Source organism: Mesorhizobium sp. M7A.F.Ca.CA.004.06.1.1 (genome assembly GCF_003999135.1).
GTDB lineage: Bacteria > Pseudomonadota > Alphaproteobacteria > Rhizobiales > Rhizobiaceae > Mesorhizobium.
The window spans coordinates 20096-42664 of the sequence record NZ_RZPQ01000002.1; the positions used below are offsets into that span (position 1 = coordinate 20096).

The 22569-nt window shown below is 58.9% G+C and carries 21 protein-coding genes and 2 pseudogenes; all 23 read right to left on the reverse strand.

The window, feature by feature from the left end:
* On the reverse strand, nt 1-298 hold a 298-nt coding region (gene fdxB / locus EN906_RS00390), incomplete at its 3' end, for a ferredoxin III, nif-specific (protein ID WP_206529063.1).
* The gene (locus EN906_RS00395; protein ID WP_063169367.1) at nt 295-498 is read right to left on the reverse strand and encodes a CCE_0567 family metalloprotein; all 204 of its coding nucleotides are present in this window, start codon (nt 496-498) and stop codon (nt 295-297) included. The genes EN906_RS00395 and fdxB (EN906_RS00390), both read right to left, overlap by 4 nt.
* 46 nt (nt 499-544) lie before the next feature.
* A complete protein-coding gene (locus EN906_RS00400; RefSeq protein ID WP_127270505.1) occupies nt 545-982 on the reverse strand; it encodes a DUF269 domain-containing protein in 438 nt (145 codons plus the stop codon).
* Nucleotides 983-1301: 319 nt separating this feature from the next.
* Nucleotides 1302-2459, reverse strand: a complete 1158-nt coding sequence (locus EN906_RS00405) for a TlpA disulfide reductase family protein (RefSeq protein ID WP_063170386.1) — start codon at nt 2457-2459, stop codon at nt 1302-1304.
* Nucleotides 2460-3058: 599 nt separating this feature from the next.
* The gene (locus EN906_RS00410; protein ID WP_024505903.1) at nt 3059-4072 is read right to left on the reverse strand and encodes a 1-aminocyclopropane-1-carboxylate deaminase; all 1014 of its coding nucleotides are present in this window, start codon (nt 4070-4072) and stop codon (nt 3059-3061) included.
* Nucleotides 4073-4308: 236 nt separating this feature from the next.
* A complete protein-coding gene (locus EN906_RS38875; protein ID WP_082826585.1) occupies nt 4309-4608 on the reverse strand; it encodes an exopolysaccharide production repressor protein in 300 nt (99 codons plus the stop codon).
* Nucleotides 4580-4895, reverse strand: a pseudogene (fdxB, locus tag EN906_RS00420) (ferredoxin III, nif-specific). The gene EN906_RS38875 and the pseudogene fdxB (EN906_RS00420) overlap by 29 nt, the downstream one beginning before the upstream one ends.
* On the reverse strand, nt 4892-5050 hold the full coding sequence (locus EN906_RS00425; RefSeq protein ID WP_224571204.1) for a CCE_0567 family metalloprotein: 159 nt from the start codon (nt 5048-5050) through the stop codon (nt 4892-4894). The pseudogene fdxB (EN906_RS00420) and the gene EN906_RS00425 overlap by 4 nt, the downstream one beginning before the upstream one ends.
* A gap of 90 nt (nt 5051-5140) precedes the next feature.
* Nucleotides 5141-5584 carry a DUF269 domain-containing protein gene (locus tag EN906_RS00430; protein ID WP_224571203.1) on the reverse strand — a complete coding sequence of 148 codons (444 nt, stop codon included), beginning with the start codon at nt 5582-5584 and terminating at the stop codon, nt 5141-5143.
* Nucleotides 5585-5904: 320 nt separating this feature from the next.
* Nucleotides 5905-7050, reverse strand: coding sequence for a TlpA disulfide reductase family protein (locus EN906_RS00435; RefSeq protein WP_063170388.1), 1146 nt, complete (start codon nt 7048-7050; stop codon nt 5905-5907).
* Between the two features lie 272 nt (nt 7051-7322).
* Nucleotides 7323-7700, reverse strand: coding sequence for a hypothetical protein (locus EN906_RS00440; protein WP_024505270.1), 378 nt, complete (start codon nt 7698-7700; stop codon nt 7323-7325).
* Nucleotides 7701-7713: 13 nt separating this feature from the next.
* Entirely contained in the window at nt 7714-9012 is a 1299-nt protein-coding gene (locus EN906_RS00445) for a SidA/IucD/PvdA family monooxygenase (protein ID WP_063169368.1), read from the reverse strand.
* A gap of 842 nt (nt 9013-9854) precedes the next feature.
* Complete coding sequence (locus EN906_RS00450; protein ID WP_063169369.1) at nt 9855-10727, reverse strand: universal stress protein; 873 nt, start codon at nt 10725-10727, stop codon at nt 9855-9857.
* Between the two features lie 95 nt (nt 10728-10822).
* On the reverse strand, nt 10823-11638 hold the full coding sequence (locus tag EN906_RS00455; protein ID WP_063169370.1) for a response regulator transcription factor: 816 nt from the start codon (nt 11636-11638) through the stop codon (nt 10823-10825).
* Entirely contained in the window at nt 11635-12114 is a 480-nt protein-coding gene (locus EN906_RS00460) for a NifX-associated nitrogen fixation protein (protein WP_024505267.1), read from the reverse strand. Before EN906_RS00460 ends, EN906_RS00455 begins: the two co-directional genes overlap by 4 nt.
* A gap of 16 nt (nt 12115-12130) precedes the next feature.
* The gene (gene nifX / locus EN906_RS00465) at nt 12131-12628 is read right to left on the reverse strand and encodes a nitrogen fixation protein NifX (RefSeq protein WP_063169371.1); all 498 of its coding nucleotides are present in this window, start codon (nt 12626-12628) and stop codon (nt 12131-12133) included.
* Complete coding sequence (gene nifN, locus EN906_RS00470) at nt 12625-13977, reverse strand: nitrogenase iron-molybdenum cofactor biosynthesis protein NifN (RefSeq protein WP_024505265.1); 1353 nt, start codon at nt 13975-13977, stop codon at nt 12625-12627. Before nifN ends, nifX begins: the two co-directional genes overlap by 4 nt.
* An 8-nt stretch (nt 13978-13985) precedes the next feature.
* Nucleotides 13986-15470: a nitrogenase iron-molybdenum cofactor biosynthesis protein NifE gene (gene nifE, locus EN906_RS00475; RefSeq protein WP_024505264.1), complete on the reverse strand. Its 1485-nt coding sequence runs from the start codon at nt 15468-15470 to the stop codon at nt 13986-13988.
* Nucleotides 15471-15531: 61 nt separating this feature from the next.
* Nucleotides 15532-17073, reverse strand: coding sequence for a nitrogenase molybdenum-iron protein subunit beta (gene nifK / locus EN906_RS00480; RefSeq protein ID WP_024505263.1), 1542 nt, complete (start codon nt 17071-17073; stop codon nt 15532-15534).
* 129 nt (nt 17074-17202) lie between these two features.
* Entirely contained in the window at nt 17203-18705 is a 1503-nt protein-coding gene (nifD, locus tag EN906_RS00485) for a nitrogenase molybdenum-iron protein alpha chain (protein ID WP_024505262.1), read from the reverse strand.
* Nucleotides 18706-18792: 87 nt separating this feature from the next.
* Complete coding sequence (gene nifH, locus EN906_RS00490; protein WP_024505261.1) at nt 18793-19686, reverse strand: nitrogenase iron protein; 894 nt, start codon at nt 19684-19686, stop codon at nt 18793-18795.
* A gap of 1097 nt (nt 19687-20783) precedes the next feature.
* A pseudogene (locus tag EN906_RS37955) lies at nt 20784-20980 on the reverse strand (7-carboxy-7-deazaguanine synthase QueE); the annotation flags it as partial.
* Between the two features lie 160 nt (nt 20981-21140).
* Nucleotides 21141-21893, reverse strand: a complete 753-nt coding sequence (locus tag EN906_RS00505; RefSeq protein WP_063169372.1) for a carbonic anhydrase — start codon at nt 21891-21893, stop codon at nt 21141-21143.
* Between the last annotated feature and the right edge of the window lie 676 nt (nt 21894-22569).

Below are 22569 nucleotides of genomic sequence, written 5' to 3' on the forward strand. Positions count from 1 at the left end.
CCGCAACATGCGTCTGGCAGTTCTTGGGGCAGACGCGGCCGCAGGCTCCGCAGCCTATGCAGCGGCCGGCATCATCGACAACCATGATCATGCGATTGAGCTTGCCGTCGAAATCGTCGTCCTCGTCATCGCAGGGGCCGAGGATTTCACCCGCATCATCAACGCCGTGAAGATGCATCACATCGCGCGAGCAGACCTTGAAACAACGGCAGCAGCCGATGCAGGTCTTGCTATCGATGGAGGTCAGGTACGACGGCATCCAAATGGAGCCGTCACGGGTGGTGAATGTGCGCATCATCCTAAATTCTTCATTGAAGCGAGTTCTCTCTTGGCAACATCCAACTCGGCATAAACGGCTTGGGTTTTCTCGGCGACTTCCTGTATGTCGGCCCACTTGCCCGGCAGACCCTCGACAAGGTCCTGCAATGCCATCTTGGCAATAGCTGCACGCAACTGGAGCTTTCGGACTTTCTTCCTCATCTTATCTAGGTCTGACATAGATCCTTCCTGGAACAATGGTTTTGTTGATGCGCTCCATCTCGGGCTAGGCTTCAATGGCTGCAGTCGCATCGTCGACCAGTTTCGTACCGGCCTCAGCAAGTTTGCGGAAAGTCTCGAAGCCGAACCGGTGGACGTCTCGACAGAACGCCCAACCGCTGGAAACCCGCAGGGGCTTCATTCCAATTATTGGCGACGTCGACACGCCGGAGCGCTCCTCGATCGCAAGCGCTACGGCGGTGTAAAACATGTCGAGCCTCCACAGCGCGTCAGGATCGGGATCGCCGCCAAAGGGTACCGCACGTTGCTGTTGCCTGGTGATGATGAACTCGGCCAGCAGCTCGGCATCCGAATGGCCTTCCCATAAGCCGAAGGAATCCTGAGTACGAATGAGCCGCAGGAGGCATTTGACGAACGGGGAAGCAAGGGCCTCGTCGTCATTGTTGACAGCAGGGCCAACCGGAGGAATTTCGTTGTTCGTCATTTCAGTCTTCGTCTTCGAGGTACGATTTCCTTGCGATGCCCACTCCGGGTCCGCTTGCGTGGCCGACGAATGGCTTGGGCGGGCCAACCCCAAGAGTGCCCCGTGGCCGACCTCGACATGTCCACGAGTGCGAGACCTGCGGCGCGAATTCGCGGCGCACATCGTCTGCGCCGCGATCCGACCGGTGGTCAACGCAATTGAAATCCAACCTTCCGCAAGCCGCCGCCCTGCTGCATCGACATACTTGCTGCGAAGAGAGCTTCGATGGGCGGATTGGCCAGTGTTCAATTCCAATTGTCAGTCCCTTCGCGATTCTTGCTCAGGAAGTGACTTCGTTTTGAGTTTCGGGTGCCTTCTTTTGCGGAGCCACACAAAGATCCGCGTGACAGGCAGGCTCACCCGTGTAGTTGGCCAGTGCTTCGAGCAATGGGGTAAGATAGTACTGTTTGGTGTGGTCCGGAATTGGCCCCAGCCGGTCCACCGATTTCAGTGCCACCTCGATCAACTCGATTGCGCGATCTTTGTTGCCGCTCTCGTAATAATACTGAGCTACCGGGAGGTACCGGAGGTATTTAAACGGGCCATCGCCGTTCGGGGGATTGAGTGCCAGTATCTGTTCCGAGAGCTCGTTGCCCATCGCAAAGCGCTCCGCGCGCGGAAGATGGGAATTGTCCATCGTGGGATCGAAGAGTTGGTTGAGGGCCAAGGCCATCCACGACACCGCGTCGGACGTTTTGTCGATCGCGTCCTCGACCAATTCTCGCATGACCGGCATGCCGGTCTTGATGTCGCGCAGCTTGTGAAGCAGAAGATCCGCATGAATCTGCCGGAACTCACAAGAGTCTGGCATCAAGGCGAGGCCTTCTTCGATGGCCAAGAGCGCCGCCGTCCAATCCTCGGCCTGCATCGCCGGCTCAAGTTTGGCGTATATCGGCCCGGTAAGCGACATTTCGCGCGCTGCAAGTTGGTTATGCGCGATGCGCTTTGCATCGGCGGCTTTCGCTTCATAGCTGCTGCGCCAGCTGCCGTTAAGGACTTTCGGCAAAACGTCATCGAGTTCCGCCGGGTGGCCGATAAAAGCGATGTGGCCGTCGCGGTCGACCACGAACGAGGTGGGAATCCCAATCGAAGAGCTGGGATCCATCCAGAGCTTGTTCATTTCGCCAATGTAATCGAACCCGATACGATAATTCAGATTCGGGAACTCCTCGGTCAGCCAGGCATCCACGTTGGTCCGCGCCTCGTCTGCGGTAGGACCCTGTTCGCAGGCGGCAACTCCGACCGCCTCAAATCCGCTGCCTTCATATTTCTCCTGCAGTTCGATCAAATGGGGCATGGCGTCGACACATGGTCCGCACCAAGTCGCCCAAAACTCAACGAGGTAGACCTTGCCGGGCCGAAAGTTCGTGAGGGGCTCGCCACGCAGCCAGTTCTCCACTTTGATCGCAGGAGCCGGGGACCCCATACGCAGTTCCATCTTGGTGTCCAAAGTCATTCCACACCTTTCGTCTCTTTTGTCGCGGAATATTTTCCAGTCAAAATCGGACACGGTCTCGAGGGCATCGCTCCCTCTGGCTTGCTTCAGCGAAGCTCTCACCGTGTTGCCGCACATCAAGCTGCAACGGAGGTGCCAATTCCCTCAGCTCCGGTAAGCGGCGGGAAATGCTTTGAAATTCTCCACGAGGCCAAATGCGGCCGATTGTCGTGAACCCGACATGTCTTCTGCCGCTGTCGGGTTTCGCCCTATCACTCTTGAGAGCTTGGACGGCTCGCCTGTGATTAGACTGGCCTCGGCCCTCGAGCAGTGGCAGTTTGGCGCCAGTTCGAAAGCGCGAACTCGCCGGCTTGGTCCTCGTGCCGCCACCGCCGCGTGTGGATTCTTGCCCCGGAGTCAAAATTCGCCTCGCGGTTGCCAACGGCGGCATGCGCTCAATGCGCGTGGCGTTGAGCACCGACAGCACGTAATGGTACCAATTAGTGGATGCCCGTCGCTGCCTCCACTTCTCCAGCCAAGCGCTCGAACGACGCTACCTACCCACGTTCGAGCGCGACCGCGGAATCGCAGACTGCCGAACGTCAGCCGTTGCGAAAGGTGTAGCCGTACCCGTTGATCGCCGGTGCGCCGCCTAGATGTGCGTAGAGGACCCTCGATCCCTGTGGAAAGAAGCCCCTCTGGACGAGGTCGATCATCCCTTGCATCGATTTGCCCTCGTAAACGGGGTCCGTAATCATGCCCTCGAGCCGCGCGCACAAACGGATTGCCTCTTTGGTTTCCTCCGATGGAACGCCATAACCCGGGTACGCGTAGTCCATGAACAACACCACGTCTGCCTCGACAATTTCCGCTCCGAGGTGGACGAGCTTCGCTGTATTTTGGGCGATGCCAAGCACCTGCGCCTTGGTCTTGGCGGGCATGGCGGAGGCATCGATACCGATCACGTTGCGCTGTCGACCATCCTTGGCGAACCCGACGAGCATGCCGCCGTGGGTTGAACCAGTCACCGTACAGACGACGATATAGTCGAAGGCAAACCCAAGCTGCTCTTCCTGGGCACGCACCTCCTCAGCGAACCCCACATAGCCCAGGCCGCCGTATTTGTGGACAGAGGCGCCGGCAGGTATCGCATATGGCCTGCCGCCCCTTGCCTTGACTTCATAAAGTGCCTTTTCCCAGCTGCGGCGGATGCCGATGTCAAAGCCCTCGTCAACCAGGCGCACCTCTGCCCCCATGATGCGGCTCAAGAGGATATTGCCGACCCGGTCGTAGACAGCATCATCATGTGGGACCCAGCTCTCCTGGACCAGGAGGCATTTCATGCCGATCTTGGCGGCGACCGCAGCGACCATGCGCGTATGGTTGGACTGCACGCCACCGATTGTGACGAGCGTATCGGCATCTGACGCGATCGCGTCGGGCACAATGTATTCGAGCTTGCGCAGCTTGTTTCCGCCGAACGCGAGACCGGAGTTGCAGTCCTCGCGTTTGACGTAGATTTCCACCTTGTCGCCCAGATGCTTGCCGAGGCGGTCGAGCCTCTCGATCGGCGTGGGTCCAAAGGTGAGCGGATAACGTTCGAATTTTTCCAGCATGCTATCTCCAGCAAAAAAGTACCTGAACCTGCTACGCACCGGTCAGCCCAGGGGTATGGTCGCGTGTTAGCCGAACACAGATTCCCTATACGATCAGCTCAGTCATCAGAGGGTGACCAAAATTGGTGTGGGTCTGAGCACTGATCCTGTCATCCGCGCATCAAAGCAGCAGCACATGCTGGGCATTCGACCAAGCCGGGACACAGCTGAAAATTGCATTCCGCAGTTGATCAGAGTCAGACGACTGGTACCCGAGCTTTCCTGTAACCATCGGCATGCTGGCCCCTGTGGCGAGTTCCACGAGCGCGGCTAGAGGACTGCCAGATCAGAAAGAGCACGCGGCCGAAGTAGCCGGCCTGAAGCAGCAGCGAACAGGCCAGCGTCGTGACGACTGCCACACGGAGCGAATCCAAAGCGAAGTAAACCATCGACGCATTGCTGCACAGGACCAGCCCCACGAGCCGACAAAAAGATGAAGTGCACGCCGCTCCCCTGGTTTTCGCCAGATCATGTTGCGAGCTCGTCGGCCGGAACATGCGTCTGGCAGTTCTTGGGGCAGACGCGGCCGCAGGCTCCGCAGCCTATGCAGCGGCCGGCATCATCGACAACCATGATCATGCGATTGAGCTTGCCGTCGAAATCGTCGTCCTCGTCATCGCAGGGGCGAGGATTTCACCCGCATCATCAACGCCGTGAAGATGCATGACATCGCGCGAGCAGACCTTGAAACAACGGCAGCAGCCGATGCAGATTTGCTATCGATGGAGGTCAGGTACGGCGGCATCCAAATGGAGCCGTCACGGGTGGTGAATGTGCGCATCATCCTAAATTCTTCATTGAAGCGAGTTCTCTCTTGGCAACATCCAACTCGGCATAAACGGCTTGGGTTTTCTCGGCGACTTCCTGTATGTCGGCCCACTTGCCCGGCAGACCCTCGACGAGGTCCTGCAATGCCATCTTGGCAATAGCTGCACGCAACTGGAGCTTTCAGACTTTTTTCCTCATCCTATCTAGGTCTGACATAGATCCTTCCTGGAACAATGGTTTCTTGATGCGCTCCATCTCGGGCTAGGCTTCAATGGCTGCAGTCGCATCGTCGACCAGTTTCGTACCGGCCTCAGCAAGTTTGCGGAAAGTCTCGAAGCCGAACCGGTGGACGTCTCGACAGAACGCCCAACCGCCGGAAGCCCCCACGGGTTTCATTTCTATTGTCGGCGACGTCGACACGCCGGAGCGCTCCTCGATCGCAAGCGCTACGGCGGTGTAAAACATGTCGAGCCTCCACAGCGCGTCAGGATCGGGATCGCCGCCAAAGGGTACCGCACGTTGCTGTTGCTTGGTGATGATGAACTCGGCCAGCAGCTCGGCATCCGAATGGCCTTCCCATAAGCCGAAGGAATCCTGAGTACGAATGAGCCGCAGGAGGCATTTGACGAACGGGGAAGCAAGGGCCTCGTCGTCCCCGTGGACAGCAGGGCCAACCGGTTCATGAGGAATTTCGCTTTTCCCCAATTTCAGTACTCCTCTTGAAGGACGATCTCTTTTTCTGCGATGTGTGGTTCGGGCGCTTGCGTGGGCGGGGAATGGCTTGGGCGAGCCGATCCCACGCAACAGTGTCCCGTGGCCGACCTCGAGCACGTCCACCAATGCGAGACCTTTCACCGCGGCGCGAACGCCTGCGCCGCGGTTCGACCCGAGGTAAACGCAATGGAAATTCCACCTGCCGCAAGCCGCGCACTTTTGCGGCATCGACGTTATTGCTGCGAAGTGCGCCTGGGCGGGCGGATTTGCCGGTGTTCAATTCCAATTGTCATGCCCTTCGCGATCCTTGCTCAGGAAGTGACAGCGTTTTGAGTTTCGGAAGTCTTGTTTTGCGGAGCCACACAGAGACCCGCGTGACAGGCAGGCTCACCCGTGTAGTTGGCCAGGGCTTGGAGCAACGAGGTGAGGTAGCGCTGTTTGGTTTGGTCCGGCACTGGCTCCGAATGGTCCAGCGATTTGATTGCCACCTCGATCAACTCGATCGCCCGGTCCTTGTTGCCGCTCTCGTAATAATACTGAGCGACCGGAAAGTAACACCCGAATTTAAAGTCTCCATCGCCTTGCGGAGGATTAAGTTCCAGGATCTGTTCGGAGAGCTCCTTGCCCATCGCAAAGCGATCATCATGCGGAAGATGGGAGTTGTCGATCGTGGGATGGAAGAGTTGGTTCAGCGCCATCACCACCCAAGACATCGCTTCGAACTTTTTGTTGATCGCGTCCTCGACCAATTCGCGCATAAGCGGCAAGCCGGTTTTGATGTCGCGCAGCTTGTGAAGCAGAATATCCGCATGAACCCGCCGAAAATCAAAAGAGTCTGGCATCACGGCGAGGCCTTCTTCGATGGCCAATAGTGCCGCTGCCCAATCCTCGTCCTGCATCGCCGGCCCAAGTTTGGCGTATATCGGCTGACTCAGCGACGATTCGCGCACACGCGAGATTCGCTTTGCATCGACGGCTTTCGCTTCATAGCTGCTGCGCCAGCTGCCGTTAAGGACTTTCGGCAAAACGTCATCGAGAGGTGCCGGGTGGCCGATATAAGCGATGTGGCCGTCGCGGTCGACCACGAACGAGGTGGGAATCCCGAACGAAGAGCTGGGTTCCAGCCAGAGCTTTTTCATTTCGCCAGTGCAATCGAACGCTGTCCGATAATTCAGATTCGGGAACTTCTCGGTCAGCCAGGCATCCACGTTGGTCCGCGCTTCGTCCGCGGTTGCAGCCTTTTCGCAAGCTGCGACTCCGATAATCTCAAATCCGCTGTCTTTATATTTCTCCTGCAGTTCGATCAAATGGGGCATGGCGTGGACACATGGTCGGCACCAAGTCGCCCAAAATTCAACGAGGTAGACCTTGCCGGGCCGAAGGCTCGTGAGGGGCTCGCCACGCAGCCAGTTCTCCACTTTCAGCGCAGGAGCCGGGGACCCCATACGCAGTTCCATCTTGGTGTCCAAAGTCATTCCACACCTTTCGTCTCTTTTGTCGCGGAATATTTTCCAGTCAAAATCGGACACGGTCTCGAGGGCATTGCTCCCTCTCGCTTGCTTCAGCGGAGCTCTCACCGTGTTGCCGCACATCAAGCACGGCAAAGGGCATGCCAACCCTTCTTAGCTTCGGCAAGCGCCGGTACCGCCTTGAATAAGCGAGCCCTAACACGGCCAGCTGACGTTAACCTGAATGTCGGCTTTCGACGGCTCACCTTAGCGGCTGCCGTTTAGGAAGGTGAGAGTTTGGCTGGCCCGCTGGCGATAAGACCGGCTTCGGCGTCCTGGAGTAGTCGCACTTCGGCGATGGGGTCGAAAGTGCGGGAGAGGCTCGGTACCCTTGCAGCCACCGCCGCATGTGGCCCGGCGTCATAATTCGCGTCGCGGTTGCCAACGGCGGCGTTGGGCTCGATCCACGTGGCGTTGAGCCCGACAGCACGTAAAGCTGCATCGTGATTGAATGCCCTTTGCTGTTTCACGCCAAGCAGGAGTCGCGCGACGCTACCTTGCTCAAGCGCGAGCAGAGCGATCTGACGCCGTAGGAATATTGCTCGTCCCGCTTTTGCCGCCAGAGGCGGAAATCTTTCCTGAATGCCACCGCCGATCATCAATATCGACGAATCATATCCCGCTGCCCATTTGTTCGACTCCGAGGTCGGGCCAGCACTCCGTCAAGGGACGGTTGATGAACCCTAGATGCTCGGGATTGGCGCATGGCGCGCGCCGCAGAAGGCTGTCAAGGATGCGGCGCGCTCGCCAGGCCAGCAGCCCAAAGTTCGGATCAGCCAGCCCGCGCTGTCCAAGGCAGGCGTTCTGAACGAAAAGGCGTCGGTCTCGCGGTCCGTCCCAGTACACCGAAAAATCCTCGCCGATGGCGAGCTCATTGCCGATCTGTTCGAGGCGATCTGCGATCGGTTCTAGGAAACCCGGCAGCGGTTTCTCGTACCCGGTGGCCAGGATGACGATATCGGCGGTTACTTCTCCGATGTTGTCCAAGCCGCGTTGCAGCGTGAGCCTGTGCCCTGCTCCGGCATTGATGCAGCGCGACACGTTGCAACTTGGCCGCAATGTGATCTCGCATTGGTGTGGCTCGAGAAAGGCGTGGTGGTAGAGCGCCTGATAGACCGCGCGCAACTTGCTTTCTGAAATGCCCTCGGAGGCAAGCGCGAAACGCCGCAGGAACAGCTGTCGATGCACCTCGCTCATCGCAGCAAAACGATCCGAGAAGCATGGCGTGAACAGCCCGTTTGTGAACGCGTGGTCGTCGAAAGGCATCTCGCGCGTCAAGACCCATGTGATCGCCGCGGGCCGCCGTTCTTTCGGCCGGCCGACAAGGTGCAGTAGCAGCTCGGCTCCCGACTGTCCGCCGCCAACAACGCAGACATGCTTTTTTTGCACCTCAGGATTGATGTGGGCCAACTCAGATGAGTGGAACAGGTTGGGTCCAGTCCAGCCATGAAACTGAGGCGGAATTTGCGCCTGCTTGCCTATGTCGATGACGAGGTTTCTTGCATCAAGGACCGCGTTGTCCGTCCGCACGCGAAACTCGCCGTCAAAGCGGATTTCGCGAACGGCCTCGCCGCCACGGACAAGCGGATTCTTCTGGAACGCCCAGTTGAGATATTGGGCGAACTCGGCTCTAAGCACCCCGTGAAATTGCGCATTGAGGAAATTGTAAAGACGCCCGTTCTCGTGGAGGTAGTTTACGAATGTGTAGGCTGATCGCGGATTGACCAGAGTAACCAGATCCTGGAAGTGGCCGACCTGGAGCTCCGCGCAATCGAAAGCGCTGCCTGGATGTCCTCGGAAATCGACCTCCCGGTCCAGGAACAGTGCCCCTTGCGCAATCTCTTCCTGTATCTGACACGCAAGGCTCAAATTAGATGGTCCAGCACCCACACCAATACAAAAGAGGTCCACTTATCCTTACTCCTCTAGGAGTGTTTTCCAACTCAGCGGCATGTTGACGTCGATTGCCGGGCATTGAGCAATGCGAACCTCACAGGCATGCTTGAGCCGCGGTCCCGACTGAGAGGACAGCAAAAGCGTGTGCCGCCTTCCAGGTCTTGGGCTCAATGTCGGCGGCATCGACAGCGGCGCGGCGTGATCCGAACCCAAGAGCAGAAGGAAAGTGTGTGATGCTGTCGCGCGGCTCTTCCGGATCTTACGGCGGCTTCTAGCGCCGGCCTCCACCCCAGGAGTGGCTGTTTCCCTGCCACGACGGAAGCGGCTCTTTCTTTCGAGGGGCGTAACCATGGATAACGGCTCTTAATGCTTTCGGAGACTCCCATGCATGCGGCGTGCCGGATAAAGACCTGTCAAACCAACGAGTTCGCGCAGTTCCAGCTCGTCTGGAATCCGACATTGTCGCACGCCCGACGATCGGGCAGGGGAAGCTCCGCGGCAGCGGCCCTTGCACACCGCAGGCTGACAGGGACAGCCGCCGATTTGACGCGCGTCCGGGTACTGATAAGGGGCCTTCCAACAGGGTTCGCGCACGAGGCGGGGTCTCCTGGTACACCCGCCCTGTGGCTTGGCTGCGGTCTGCTGCAGCCGTTCGTCTTTACTGCCCGTTGCGGACGATCTCGCACGAGTTGGTTCACGAGAGCGTCGTGAAGCAGTCGAGGCGTCCGGTTTGGCTCTGACAAGCGTCGCAAGATGTTCGCGGATCCAGCCATGTCTCCGCAATCCGACCGGTAACCGACGACGACTTCGGACTGGTTGGCGGTCCTACGACCTGATCGGTGTTCCTACGGAGCTGATCAGCGAGCCAAAAACAGCGGCAATGTGGTCTTCCCAAAGCTCCAGCTCGGCGGACCGCCGAAAATCCGCTCACGCAGCCCACGGCTGCCATAAGCACCCATAACCATCATGTCAGCACAGATGTCGTTCGCGTGCTGGGTCAGCACTGTGCCCGCCGATTTGCCGGCGCTCTTAAGCAGGTCAACGGAGACCCGAGCACCGTGCCGAGTAAGATAGGCAGCGATGTCAGCTCCAGACTGCGCGCCTTTCCCGTTGTTTTGCGCCTTTGGATCGACCATAGCGACACAGACTTCCTTGGCAGCGGATAGGATACTAAGAGCTTCCCGAACCGCACGCGAGGCCTCTACACGCGAATCCCAGCCGACCAGCACGCGTCGAGGCGACAGCGTCGCCTTAACGCCCTTCGGCACGATGAGCACCGGCTTTCCGCTATCGAACAAGCAGCCGTTGACAACAGGAGGTCCGAGAGTCTCATCGTTGAGGAGGTCTCCTCCAACGATCGTCAGGTCAGCGCAGAGCGCCCGCTGTCGTGCCACTTCACCGAGGCTAGCCGGATCGCAATAGTCGGTGTCAACGTCACAGGAAAGCGACATAGCTTTCAGCCTTTTGAGGATATCCGCGGACCGTCTTTCCATTCTGGTCACGTCCTGTGAAAATTTCTCGATTTGCTGAAATCGATAGTTCGGTACTGCAATTGCCTGTGCACGTCCTGTATTCCATTCGGGGGGCGGAGACGACATCAAGAGCAATGGAGGCGGTATAATGAGTACCGATAGGTGCGCGCCGACCTCGGCACACAGTCCGGCAGCTGTTGTGAGGTCCTCATCAGAATGATCAGCACCCGTCACACTGAATATGCTTTTAAATTCCATTTGCCTGCTTCTCCTGGTCTTCGTTAGGAGCGCCTCAAAGCGGCAACACCGCTCTCAGGAGGAAGAGAGAGCGGCACCACGTTCGATCACCGATTTCAGTCGTCCGGCTTCTCGAGCGAGTAGCCGGCCGACCTGACGGTGCGAATGACGCTGCCGGGCAAGGCCGTTTTCAGCGCCCTCCTGATTCGGCTGATATGGACATCGACGGTGCGTGCACCGACATGAATGTTGGGCAGCCAGGCCGCCCCGATAAGCTCGTCCCGGCTGAAGACCTTGCCGGGGGCCTCAATCATAAGCCGCAGCACGTTGAAATCGATCCGTCCGAGATGGATGTCGTGGCCATTACCGCGAACCCGATGGGCATCGAGCTTCATCTCCAGGCCTCCACAACAAATCCAACTGTCGTTTTCAACCCCGTTCGGACCACGCTTGGTCAGCCCGAGCCTCGCCCGCAGGCAGTCGAGCAGCTTGGCCGGAGCCACCGGCCGCACAAAGCTCTCAACGCCTGCCTTCAAGAGATCGAGGTGCTGGTGCTCGGCGCCAGGCGCGATCAGGGCGATGATAGGCAGGTCGGTGGTGCGCGGTTCCCGCTTGAGGTGGGCGCAAATTGCGGACCCGTTTATGCTGGCTGGGTCGCAATCCAGCACTACGGCCTGAAGCTCCCGTTGTTCGGCCAAGGCCAGCGCAGCCTTCGCGCCGTCTGCCGTCTCACTGCTGAAACCGTCAACCTCCAGTATGTGGCTGTAGAGCAGATAGAACTCGGCATCTTGCGAGCAGATCAGGACCAGCGGCTTCTTCATCGGCGATACCCCAACAACCTGGTCGGCCTCGAGTCCCTGGATCGAGGGGACTGGCCAACATAGTTTCTCGGGTCCGTCATGATGGCCTTTCTCGAAAATCGCGCCCATCATGCCAGCGCCACGTGGGGAAAGGTTTCGATGACTGAAATCGCATCGTCGACCAGCTTCGTACCGGCCGTGGCGAGCTTCAGGAGCGTCTCGAAGCCAAACCGGTGGACATCGCGCAGCGTTTTGGACAAAACGACCAGCCGTCCGGTCGTGAAAAGCACCCGACCAAAACCCTCATGGCTCACCTGGATCATCGGCGATGCCATAAGGCCGCAGCGCTCCTCGATCGCAAGCCCGATGGCGGCGTAGTACTTGTCGAGCCTCCACAGCACGTCGGGATCGGGATCTCCGATGATTGGGATCCCTCGGCGCTGTTCCTTGGTAATGATGAAGTCGCCCAGCAGCTCAGCGTCCGCTTTGCGTTCCCACGAGCCATAGGAATCCTGAGAACGGATCAGCCGCACGAGGCATTTGACGAACGGGGTGCAAAGAGCCGCCTCGTCTTCGGCGACAGCTGGGGGGATTGCGGGGTCAGGCATTGGCGTCCTCCTCTTTTCAGTCCTCGTCCTCGAAGGACGGTTTCTTTTCGGCAATGCCCGCTCGCGCCAGCACCTTGCGCAGCCAAGGCGGAGGACACGTCCTGAGCATCATCTGCGTGCGCAAGAGCACCTGTGGGATCGATTGGGGCTCCGCCACTTTGATCGGGTGGATTTTTGCCGCGACAAGCTTGGCTGCCGAAGGGCCGCCAATTGCCAGACAAAACAGGATCTGACAGCCCTTGAGCGCATCCACCTTTGGCGTGATGCGATCATCGCGCTCGGCCCGATGCTCCCCGCTTTCATCGGACACGTCATCGAAGGCCACGGCTTCTACGAGATTCCATTCCTCGCGCGTCACGTCGTAGACAGCAAAGCGCCTGGCCGACCCGAAATGGGCGTTGAGGTCCTGCATGTCCTGAGTGGCGATCGCAACGCGCAATGCGCCCTTACGTCGTTCAGGCATCGGGGCGAAAACCTCACTACTGACCAGCGAGAGGCGGCGAACAGCGTTCATCGTGATATTTCTCGATTACGGAGTGGATCAAGCGCCTCAGGAGTGGGCGCGTGTTGGTTGGCCTGGAAGATGCTGGCGACCTCGAAGATCATGTCGCGGGTGCCCTGATAGAGAATTGCGAGCTTGTGCTGGCTGCCTAGTCGATCGAAGACCGGGAACCCGATGCGCATGAGCGGAATTCGGAGCCGCTCCGATGCTTGGCGCCCGTGCGAATGCGTGACAAGCAGGTCAGCACCGACGGCAAGACTTTCCAGATCGCCGAGATCGCCGATCTGAACCGAAACCGCCGGGACTTTCTCGAGAATTTTAGACCTGTCGGTCGTTGTGACGGCCGCGGCTATCTCGGAGCCGAGGCCAGCAAAGAAGGTCGCAAGTTGGAACAGCTGGTCTGGTTCGGCAGCGATGGCAATTTTCTTGCCGCCGAAATGGAAATGTCCGTCGAGCATCGCGTCCTGCAATTGCGCCCGGCGCCGGCGCACGCGGGCCGGTACCGCCGCGCCCGAAATCGCAGACAGCAGCGACACGAAGCGGTCCGTGTCCTGCAGCCCAGTCAGTGACTGGAACAACACGTAAGGCACGCCGGTCAACCCGTGCAGCGCTTTCGCCGGGCGGCGCATGTGCTCACCGATGGCGATGCATTGCATGGCCGTGCCCAACTCGCGAATGTCTTCGACGCTGGTGCCGCCGTATGTGGTCGCTACCCAGCGGTCAGGAACCGTACCGTCGAGCGAGCCTGAAATGTCGGGCAGAATAACCGGCTTGAGCCCAAAGCTTTCAACCATGTCACGCATATGCTCGATGTCGGCGACAGTGAGGTTGCATCCGGGCAGGATCGCGATCTTCTTCGGCTGCCGCGCACGTTCGCCCGAGCCTGTAATCCCTTTGATCATTGCGGTGACTGCCTTGGCCCAGCCCTCTTCGATCGCGCCGTCAAAATCCGGCGTGTTGGCCAGCACGACCTCCGTACCCGCAAGCTCTTGCGTGTGCTTCAGCTTGATGTTCGCAATATCACTCGCGCAATCTTCGCCACGCGTCTCCACCAGCGCGGTCGTGCACACCCCGATCAGCTTTGGCTTCGTGCGGTTCTTGAGGTTGAGGATGGCTTCTTCAAGATGGTCGGCAGCGCCGAGGATGGTCGCCACCTCATCCATCGCTGTTGTCTGCAATGGAATCGTTTCTTTGAAGTGCCGTACGAAGAGCACGAGCGCGAAGCTTGTGCATCCCTGGCTGCCGTGGAACAGCGGCATCGCGCCGTCGACCCCAAGAAAGGCAAAGGCGGCACCCAGCGGCTGCGACGACTTCAGCGGGTTCACCGCCGCGGATTTGGTCTGGGGAAGGATGCGGGCCATCGGTCGCCTCAACACTCGCTGAACTCGTGTGCCGTCGCGCCGGCGAATTCATCGAACAGGTGCCCGGACTCCTTCTTCGTGCATGGCAGTTCGTCTTTTAGATCAGGCTGGCAATCCCACGGGGCCGGCTGGCGCACCTGAGACCAGACCGGATTGTGAATGGCGAGGTCGATCTGGCGTACGAGTTCCACCATGCCGGCATAGCCGGCATAAGGGTGCTGGCGCTCCTGGTTGATATCGAGCCAGGGCGTCTTGGCCTTGAGCGCAATGAATTGCGTGCGACCGCCCGACAGCATGATATCGGCCCTGTGTTCAGAGAGCATGGCGTACAGCTCGCGCGCAGCCATGTATTCGAACATATGCTTGTCGTGCTTGAGAACTTGTTTGATGCGCTCCTTGTCCTGCACCGTAGATTTCTTGACCGAGGTGCCGACGATCTCGATTCCGATCTCCATCAGCGCACGGACAACCGACCAGGACTTCACACCGCCTGTGTTGAGCAGCACGCGCTTGCCTTGGAGCCTTTGCCGGTAGGATTCGAGTTTCTTCCACGCGATCGCCTCCTGCTGCGCGATCAGCGTCTCCGTGCGCTCGAGGATCTCCGGATCGGCGCCCTTCCTCACCAGCAGCCTGACAAGGTTGCGAAGAGCTTGCGATGTGTCGGAGATGCCATAGAAGGAGCCCTCGAAGAACGGGATGTCCCAGCGCTCCTCCATCTTGCGGGCAAGACTGATCAGCGCGGTCGAGCACACGATCATTGCCGCCCGGGCGCGGTGCGCGGAAGCAATGTCGCGGTAACGCGCATCGCCGGGAATGCAGGCGCGCACCCGGATGCCGAGCCGATCGAGGAGCGGCTTTACAAGCCAGAATTCGCCCGAGAGGTTGAATTCGCCAAGGATGTTGATGTCGTAGGGCCCGGGGTCGTCGGGTTCGACCGTGCCGATGACATGATCGAGCAACGCCTCGGCGGCGAGCTTGTTGCCGAGGTTCTTGGAGCCTGCCAGGCCAGGCGCATTGATCGGCACCACGGCCAAACCGAACTTTTCCGTGGCGCGTTTGCACACGGCCTCGATGTCGTCACCGATCAGCGCCGTTACGCAAGTTGAGTAAACGAAGATCGCCGGCGGCGCGTATGTGTGCTTGATCTCGCGGATCGCCTTGAAGAGTTTCCGCTCGCCCTGCCCCATCACCAGGTCGAGTTCGGTGAGGTCGGTCGTGAAGCTTGTCCGCCACAAGGTCGGCCCTGACGAAACCGCACCACGGTTGTCCCAAGAATTGCCCTCGCAGGCGAGCGGCGCATGGACCAGATGCGCAACGTCGGTGATCGGCTGCAGGACGATCTTGGCTCCGTCAAAGGCGCAGCCGCCGGCTGCCGCCCCTGGTGTCAGCGACTTCGAGCAGCCCTCCTTGCGCGCCTTGGCATCTTTGCCACGGTTCTTATCGCAGGCGGGCTCATCGAAGGCGTCCTTGATTTTGGCGCTGAGGGAGGACATCGCTCAGCCTCCCCAGTCCATTGGGCAAGGAATGGCCTCGGCGAAAAGCCGGCCACGGCTCTTAGCGCGTGAGGTCATAGGAATAATCCGTCACACCCGTCTCGCTCGTCTCGCGATCGAGTTTGTCGAAGATCTTGTCGAGGATCGTCGTCAGCACGCGCAACGCGCCCTGGTAGCCAAAGAGCGCAAAGCGGTGATGATGGTGCCGATCGAAGATCGGAAACATCAGCCGGATCAGCGGCGTTCCGGTGTCGCGCTCCAGGTACTTGCCGTAGGAATTGCCGATCAAAAGGTCCACCGGCTCGGTAAAGAGCAGCGAGCGCAGCGCCCACAGGTCCTTGCCCGCCCAAACCTGGGCAGCCTTGCCGAAAGGCGAGGATGCTAGCAGCTTCTTCAAATCGGCTTCCCATGCCGAGGTGCCATTGGTGGCGAGGCAATGGGTTGGCTCGCCGCCGGTCTCCATGACAAAGCGGGCCATTGCGTGAACGAAGTCGGGATCACCGTAGATGGCGTATTTCTTACCATGCAGCCAGGATTGGCTGTCCGCCATGGCGTCTACCAGTCGGCCGCGCTCGAGGCGAATTGCCTCGGGAATCTCCTTGCCGGAAATCGCCGCGACCTCCATCAGGAATTCGTCCGTCGCCTGAACGCCGAGCGGATAGTGGAACGAGGCCGTCGCCTGCCCGACCTCCTCGCAATAGCCCAGTGTCTTTCGGGTGTTGTGATGCTGCAGCGAAAGCGTTGCCTCGGCGTTGAGGGCCTTCTTCACCTCGTTGATCTTCGTGCCCCCGTCATACATGCGGTATTCACCGTCCGAAGGCGTATCGAACTGGTCAGAGGCATCCTGGATCAATGTATAGGACACGCCCATTACATCGAGCAGGCGCTTGAGCTCCCGGTTGTTGCCGACGCAGAAGCCGTCGAAGCCCGGAATGATGTTGATGGTTCCTTCGATTTGCGTACGCTCCTGACCTTTCCAGAAGTGCTCCAAAATGCCTTTGACCATGTTGTCATAGCCGTCGACATGACTGCCAACGAAGGCCGGGGTGTGGGCAAAGGGCACGTCGAAGTCGCGCGGGACTGAATCTTCGTCCTTGGCGTTCTGGATGAAGCTGTGCAGGTCGTCGCCAATGACCTCTGCCATACAGGTCGTCGACACGGCAATCATCTTGGGGTCGTAGAGCTGGTAGGTGTTGGCGAGCCCGTCGACCATGTTCTTCAGGCCGCCAAACACCGCCGCATCCTCGGTCATTGAGGAGGAGACCGCCGCGGCAGGCTCCTTGAAATGGCGCGACAGGTGCGAGCGGTAATAGGCGACGCAACCTTGGCTGCCGTGGACGAAGGACATGGTTCGCTCGAAGCCGGCGGCAGCGAATACCGCACCCAGCGGCTGGCAGGCCTTGGCCGGGTTCACGACAAGCGCTTTGCGGGCGAGGTTCTTTTCGCGGTATTCCCACGTCTGGGTGAAATCGCGCTGATCGGAAACGATTTCATCGGGGTGCGGACATTCGAAGTTTAGCTTCTTCTCAGCGAGCATCTTTCTGTATTCCGGCTCGCGGAACAGGGGAGCGTGATCGAGAATTTTTTCAGCCGACTGCGGCATGATGATTACCTCTTTTGCATCTGGCTGCGCGGGACGGCAGCTCAGGACGTCAAGACGTTCCAGGCTCCGGCGGATCAGAGGCCGCGGGAGTTCACCGTCTCAGTGGGAGACTGGGGCTGAAGCAAATGTTTATTCGGCAGCCATCGCCCGCTCATCGCCCCGGCTTCTTTTCCAAGGCGCGTGGAATAGGTCCCAGACCGGGTTGTTAATGGCGAGATCCACATCACGTGCGAAAATGGCAAAGCCGTCGTAGCCGTGATACGGGCCTGAATAATCCCAGGAATGCATCTGGCGGAACGGTATGCCCATCTTCTGCACCGGGTATTTTTCTTTGATTCCCGAGCCGACCAGATTTGGGCGAATCCCTTCGATGAATTTCTCCAACTCATAGCCGGTCACGTCATCGTAGATCAGCGTGCCGTTCTTCACGTAGTGGCCGGTGCGCTGATAGTCGTCGCTGTGGGCGAATTCATAGCCGGTGCCCACGATGACCATGCCGAGGTCCTCGTAGGCCGTGACGACGTGGCGGGGGCGCAGGCCGCCGACATAGAGCATCACGGTATTTCCTTCCAGGCGCGACAGGTACTTGGCGATGACCGCATCAACAAGCGGCCTGTACTTGGCAATGACCTTTTCGGTCTTCTCCTCGATTTCCGGCCCAAAATGCTTGGCTATGTTGCGCAGAGAGGCTTCGATCTGGGAGGGACCGAAGAAATTGTACTCCATCCAGGCGACGCCATACTTTTCCTCCATATGCCGACAGATGTAATTCATCGACCGGTAGCAGTGGATAAGATTGAGCTTAGCCTTCGGGGCGCGCTCGATCTCTGCGAGTGTGGCGTCACCCGACCAGTTGCCAACCACGCGCAGCCCTATCTCCTCAAGCAGTATGCGCGAGGCCCAGGCATCGCCGCCGATATTGTAGTCGCCGATGACGTTGACGTCGTAGGGGCCGGCCTCGAACTTGACATCCTTTTTGTCGAAGACCCAATCCCGGATTGCATCATTGGCGATGTGGTGGCCAAGCGACTGCGAGACGCCGCGGAAGCCCTCGCAGCGTACCGGCACGATCGTCTTGTCATACTCCTTGGTCTTTTTGCGAGAAACGGCCTCGGTGTCATCGCCAATCAGGCCGATAGGGCATTCGGACTGCACGGTGATGCCGTTGTTGAGCGGAAACAAGACTTCAATCTCGTCAATGATCTGTTCCAGCTTCTTGTCGCCGCCGAAGACGATGTCCTTCTCCTGGAAATCGGAGGTGAACTGCATTGTCCCGAACGTGTCGACGCCCGTTGTACCGACGTAGTAGTTGCGGCGCTGCGACCAAGAATATTGGCCGCAGCCGACCGGGCCGTGCGAGATATGGACCATATCCTTGACTGGCCCCCACACCACGCCTTTCGAACCAGCATATGCACAGCCGCGAATCGTCATCACCCCCGGAATGGACTTGATGTTCGATTTGACGTCGCATTCGGAAAGGACCTCGCTTTCCCCGCCAGCCTCGTTGCCGCTCTTTGCGACGTTGAGGTGCTTCTTGCGGCGCTTCGCCGCCTTGTCGGGATAATGCGACAGCACCTCTTCGATAAGCTTCGCATGAAGAGCACCGTCATTCTCGTATTCCCGGCTCATGAGTCCCCCTTTCAAGGTTGGGTGACGCCTCAAAGAATAGGCGCCGTTCTCTGCAAGGCGCGCCGATTCATGGCAGCGCTAATGTCACTACTGGGCCGCCGCCTTCGCCGCTTCCTTGGAGTGAAGCTCGGCAAGCATCTGCTCGTCGGTCTTCATGATGCCGAAGTCGAGCAGCATCTCCTCCAGCTCCTCCATGGTGATCGGCGTCGGGATCGTACCCTGGCCCGAATTGGCGTGGATCTTCTCGGCCAGAGCGCGGTATTCCCCTGCCTGCTTTGAGTCCGGCGCGTACTGGATCACCGACATCTTCCTGAGTTCGGCATGTTGGACGATGTTGTCGCGGGGCACGAAGTGGATGAGCTTGGAATTCAATCGGCCAGCCAGTGCTTCGGCCAGATCGAGTTCGCGGTCGGTTTGACGTTCATTGCAGATCAGCCCGCCCAGCCGCACACCGCCCGAATGGGCATATTTGAGGATGCCCTTGGCGATGTTGTTGGCGGCATAGAGCGCCATCATCTCGCCGGACATGACGATATAGATCTCCTGGGCCTTGCCTTCGCGGATCGGCATGGCGAAGCCGCCGCATACCACGTCGCCGAGGACGTCATAGGAGACATAATCGACATCGTCATAAGCGCCATTCTCCTCGAGGAAATTGATCGAGGTGATGACGCCGCGGCCGGCGCAACCGACACCCGGCTCGGGGCCGCCGGACTCCACGCACTTGATGCCTCTGTAGCCCACCTTGAGCACGTCCTGGAGTTCGAGGTCTTCCACCGAGCCTTCCTGTGCGGCGAGATCCAGGACGGTATCCTGAGCTTTCGAATTCAGGATCAAGCGTGTGGAATCGGCTTTGGGGTCGCATCCTACGATGAGGATTCTCTGCCCGAGGTCGACAAGGGCAGCGAGCGTATTTTGGGACGTGGTGGACTTGCCGATGCCGCCTTTTCCGTAAAAGGCGATCTGACGCAGACCTGACATAATAGCTTTCCTTCCTTCGTTCTAATTATCGCGACTGCCCGCGACACAAGTGCCGATAGGCAGCTCGTGCCGCCTCACACCAAGCATCGCAAAAAGCGTACCAGCGTGATCGGCCGATCCCAGAAGAAACTTTGTCATTAAATTCCAGCCGCTTAGACGGCGGCAAAACGCGCGAACGGGCCTTTCAGGCGTCTGTCACGGACACGACAAAGCCGACACAGATTGTCGTGCGCCATCCAAACCGCCGTGTGTCGAGCTCGAAGCGGGAGAATGGGGAAGTTAGCCCAAAGCTGATGGCGAGACCATCGGAAGACATCGGCTCTTGTCTTTCCAGCCTGCCATTGATCGGGCGGTCGCTGGATGAGCAGGAGCCTGGGGCTTGACCGCGGCGCGGGTAGTTCAGGCAGGCTTACAGAGCGGGAACGCCGGCGGCCGATAGACATCCGCGCTTAACCTTTCATAGCCCGTCTACAAGTTGGTTCCGCCGACGCGCTATATGGAAGCCAAATAATTCAGTAGCTTAGCCGAGAGCATTGATTTTTTCAGAAAGATACGTGTTATACGCGTATGAACCGCCGAACCCATGGTCGGCGCCCTCATGCGCGTGAGACCCCGTTGTGGGCGAGGCTCGCGACTGGCTGCACGATCCTAGCCGGCCTGCTTGCCATTGAGTTTGGTCCCGCCGCGGTAGGCTGCGGCATCAAGGGCAACATCAGCTACAACACTGGCAAGAAGATTATCACGTTCTTGGACAGGAATCTTACTGGGAGACACGCATCAACCTATTGAAGGGCGAGCGGTGGTTTTGTTCAGAGGAAGCTGCACGAAAGGCGGGCGGGCGGGCTTCGAGAGGTTAGTGTCGCGGCAGCTTGCAGATCTGCCCACGGGGCCGCCACGATCGCAAAGTGTGTACAAAAGCGCCCTCTCTGCCGAACTGAACAGTGCTCACGGCCATAGCCTCGGATGAGCCCGACTGGCTTGACCTCTGCATGATGAGAGCAGCTTTTACACCAGGTGCGCAGCACATGTCTTTAACGAACGCATCGTCTTCAAGAATATAGAGAGCAATTCGGAAAACCGAGTAGTTGGCGGCGAAGCTAGGAGAAGGTATACACTACCCTCTTGTTACCCCAGAGTAGAACGTGCAGCTGCGGCAAGACGCGGGCTTCGAACCACCTGTCGCTGGTCACCTTTTCTACCAGCGGTTCCATGCGCATCATATTCCGTCGGACTCGACAGAGACGTCTTCATTACCACGGCGGGGCGGCGTGTGATTGCCGGGTTGCAGACAAACCTCGCCGCGACGTATTTGGGACGAGTGGTGTCGGCACCGAATCCCTATCATTTAGACTAGCCAGCTTGGGGAGCGCCGTCAGACCGCCAGACCGGAAGAGGAGGCTTCGCGCCAACTTGTGCCAAGAATGTTGGACCGTGCGGAACCGCTGGGGCGGCGCTCAACTCTGGCGCAGGATGAAGCGTCGATTGGGTGAATGAATAGGGCGCGCGTTCGACGGGTAGAGTGAGGCAAATCGCTGGATGTCTGCCGGATCAACGTCAACCGGTTCCATCGCCACCATCCACTCGACGTTTTCGGTGCACGGCGGCGTCGTCAGTGAGCCCTCATAAGTCCAATAGCCAAGCGAGGCTGGCAGAAGCCAGTTGGGATTCACCTCGTCGATCGTCACCTCCCCATTCGGCAGTTCGGGAAAGGCCGCAGCAAGGGCAGCAAAGCTGGCATTTGTCGCGCCGGGCGTTAAAAAGACGCCCAGCACGCCCAGAGTACCACTTTGCGTGTCCTTGTGAACGAAATGCACCTCCATCGGGAAGCTCTTGCCCGCCACGTGATGTTCGCTTGGCGCATGGAAATGGAACTGTACCAGTTCGTAGACACGATCGCCGCGGGTCAGCGTGCTGCCTTGTGGCATATTGATTTGAATGGTGTGGCCGTTGTTCACCATATTGCCGCCGCCCTTGTGCCAGCCGATGGCGATATGCGGGATATCCGCCTTGACCGCGCTGTTGATATTGATCGGCGATTGCTGCGTGCCGGCAGAGCATACGAAATTTTCCTTATCCAGATCAGCCCAGTGCTCCGGTCCGACCGGACCGGTGTACCCCCAATGGGCACTGGTCGCTTGGGCGGCTTGAACGCAAATCCGGCATGCGCCGAGCGCAACCAACCCTTTGATCAGGTGACGACGATACATATTACTTTTGCTCCTCTTGCGAACTGATGTTGGTGGCTGCCCTAATGGACGCGTGATGGCCAATCGGCGCGGCCAGTATTGTCCTTTGCAACTGATAGATGCCCGCACGCCTTGGCGTGCTTTCATAAGTGCGGCTGCCGTTTCTCGGCTGGCCGGCTTCTGCAGCCCGCAACGGGGGCAGTTTCAACCAGCTAAACGATAAAAAATTTTAGCAGACCAGCGCTTGACCCCCGCCGCAAAGGCACAGGCGAAGGTGATCACTGCGCGGCTGCCGTTCGCGCCGGAGGCCGCATCGCTATACTTTACACTCGCTGCCCAAGGAGACGCAGGCGACCCCAATACGTTTTCATCGCTACTCCCGACGCAGCCGACCCACGCCACGAAAACGTTGCTATATTTCACGTTGGGCCAATGAGGAAATCGATCTTCTTTATGGAAGGCATTTGCGCAATGGATGCATTCCCATGCTGACAGTCGTGCGTCAGGCCGGACAATGAGATACATCGATAAGAGCTGGACAAGGATGAGGGGATGACGTGCTTGCGACGGAGCAGGTGGGGCGAGAAGGCCAGTTCTTGCGGATTTCAACTTTGCGTGACGACAGCTCATCGGAGTCAAGGTGACACACGCCGGCAGCGGGGTGTCCGGGCGGTTTCCAGCCGCACAATCGCGAGAC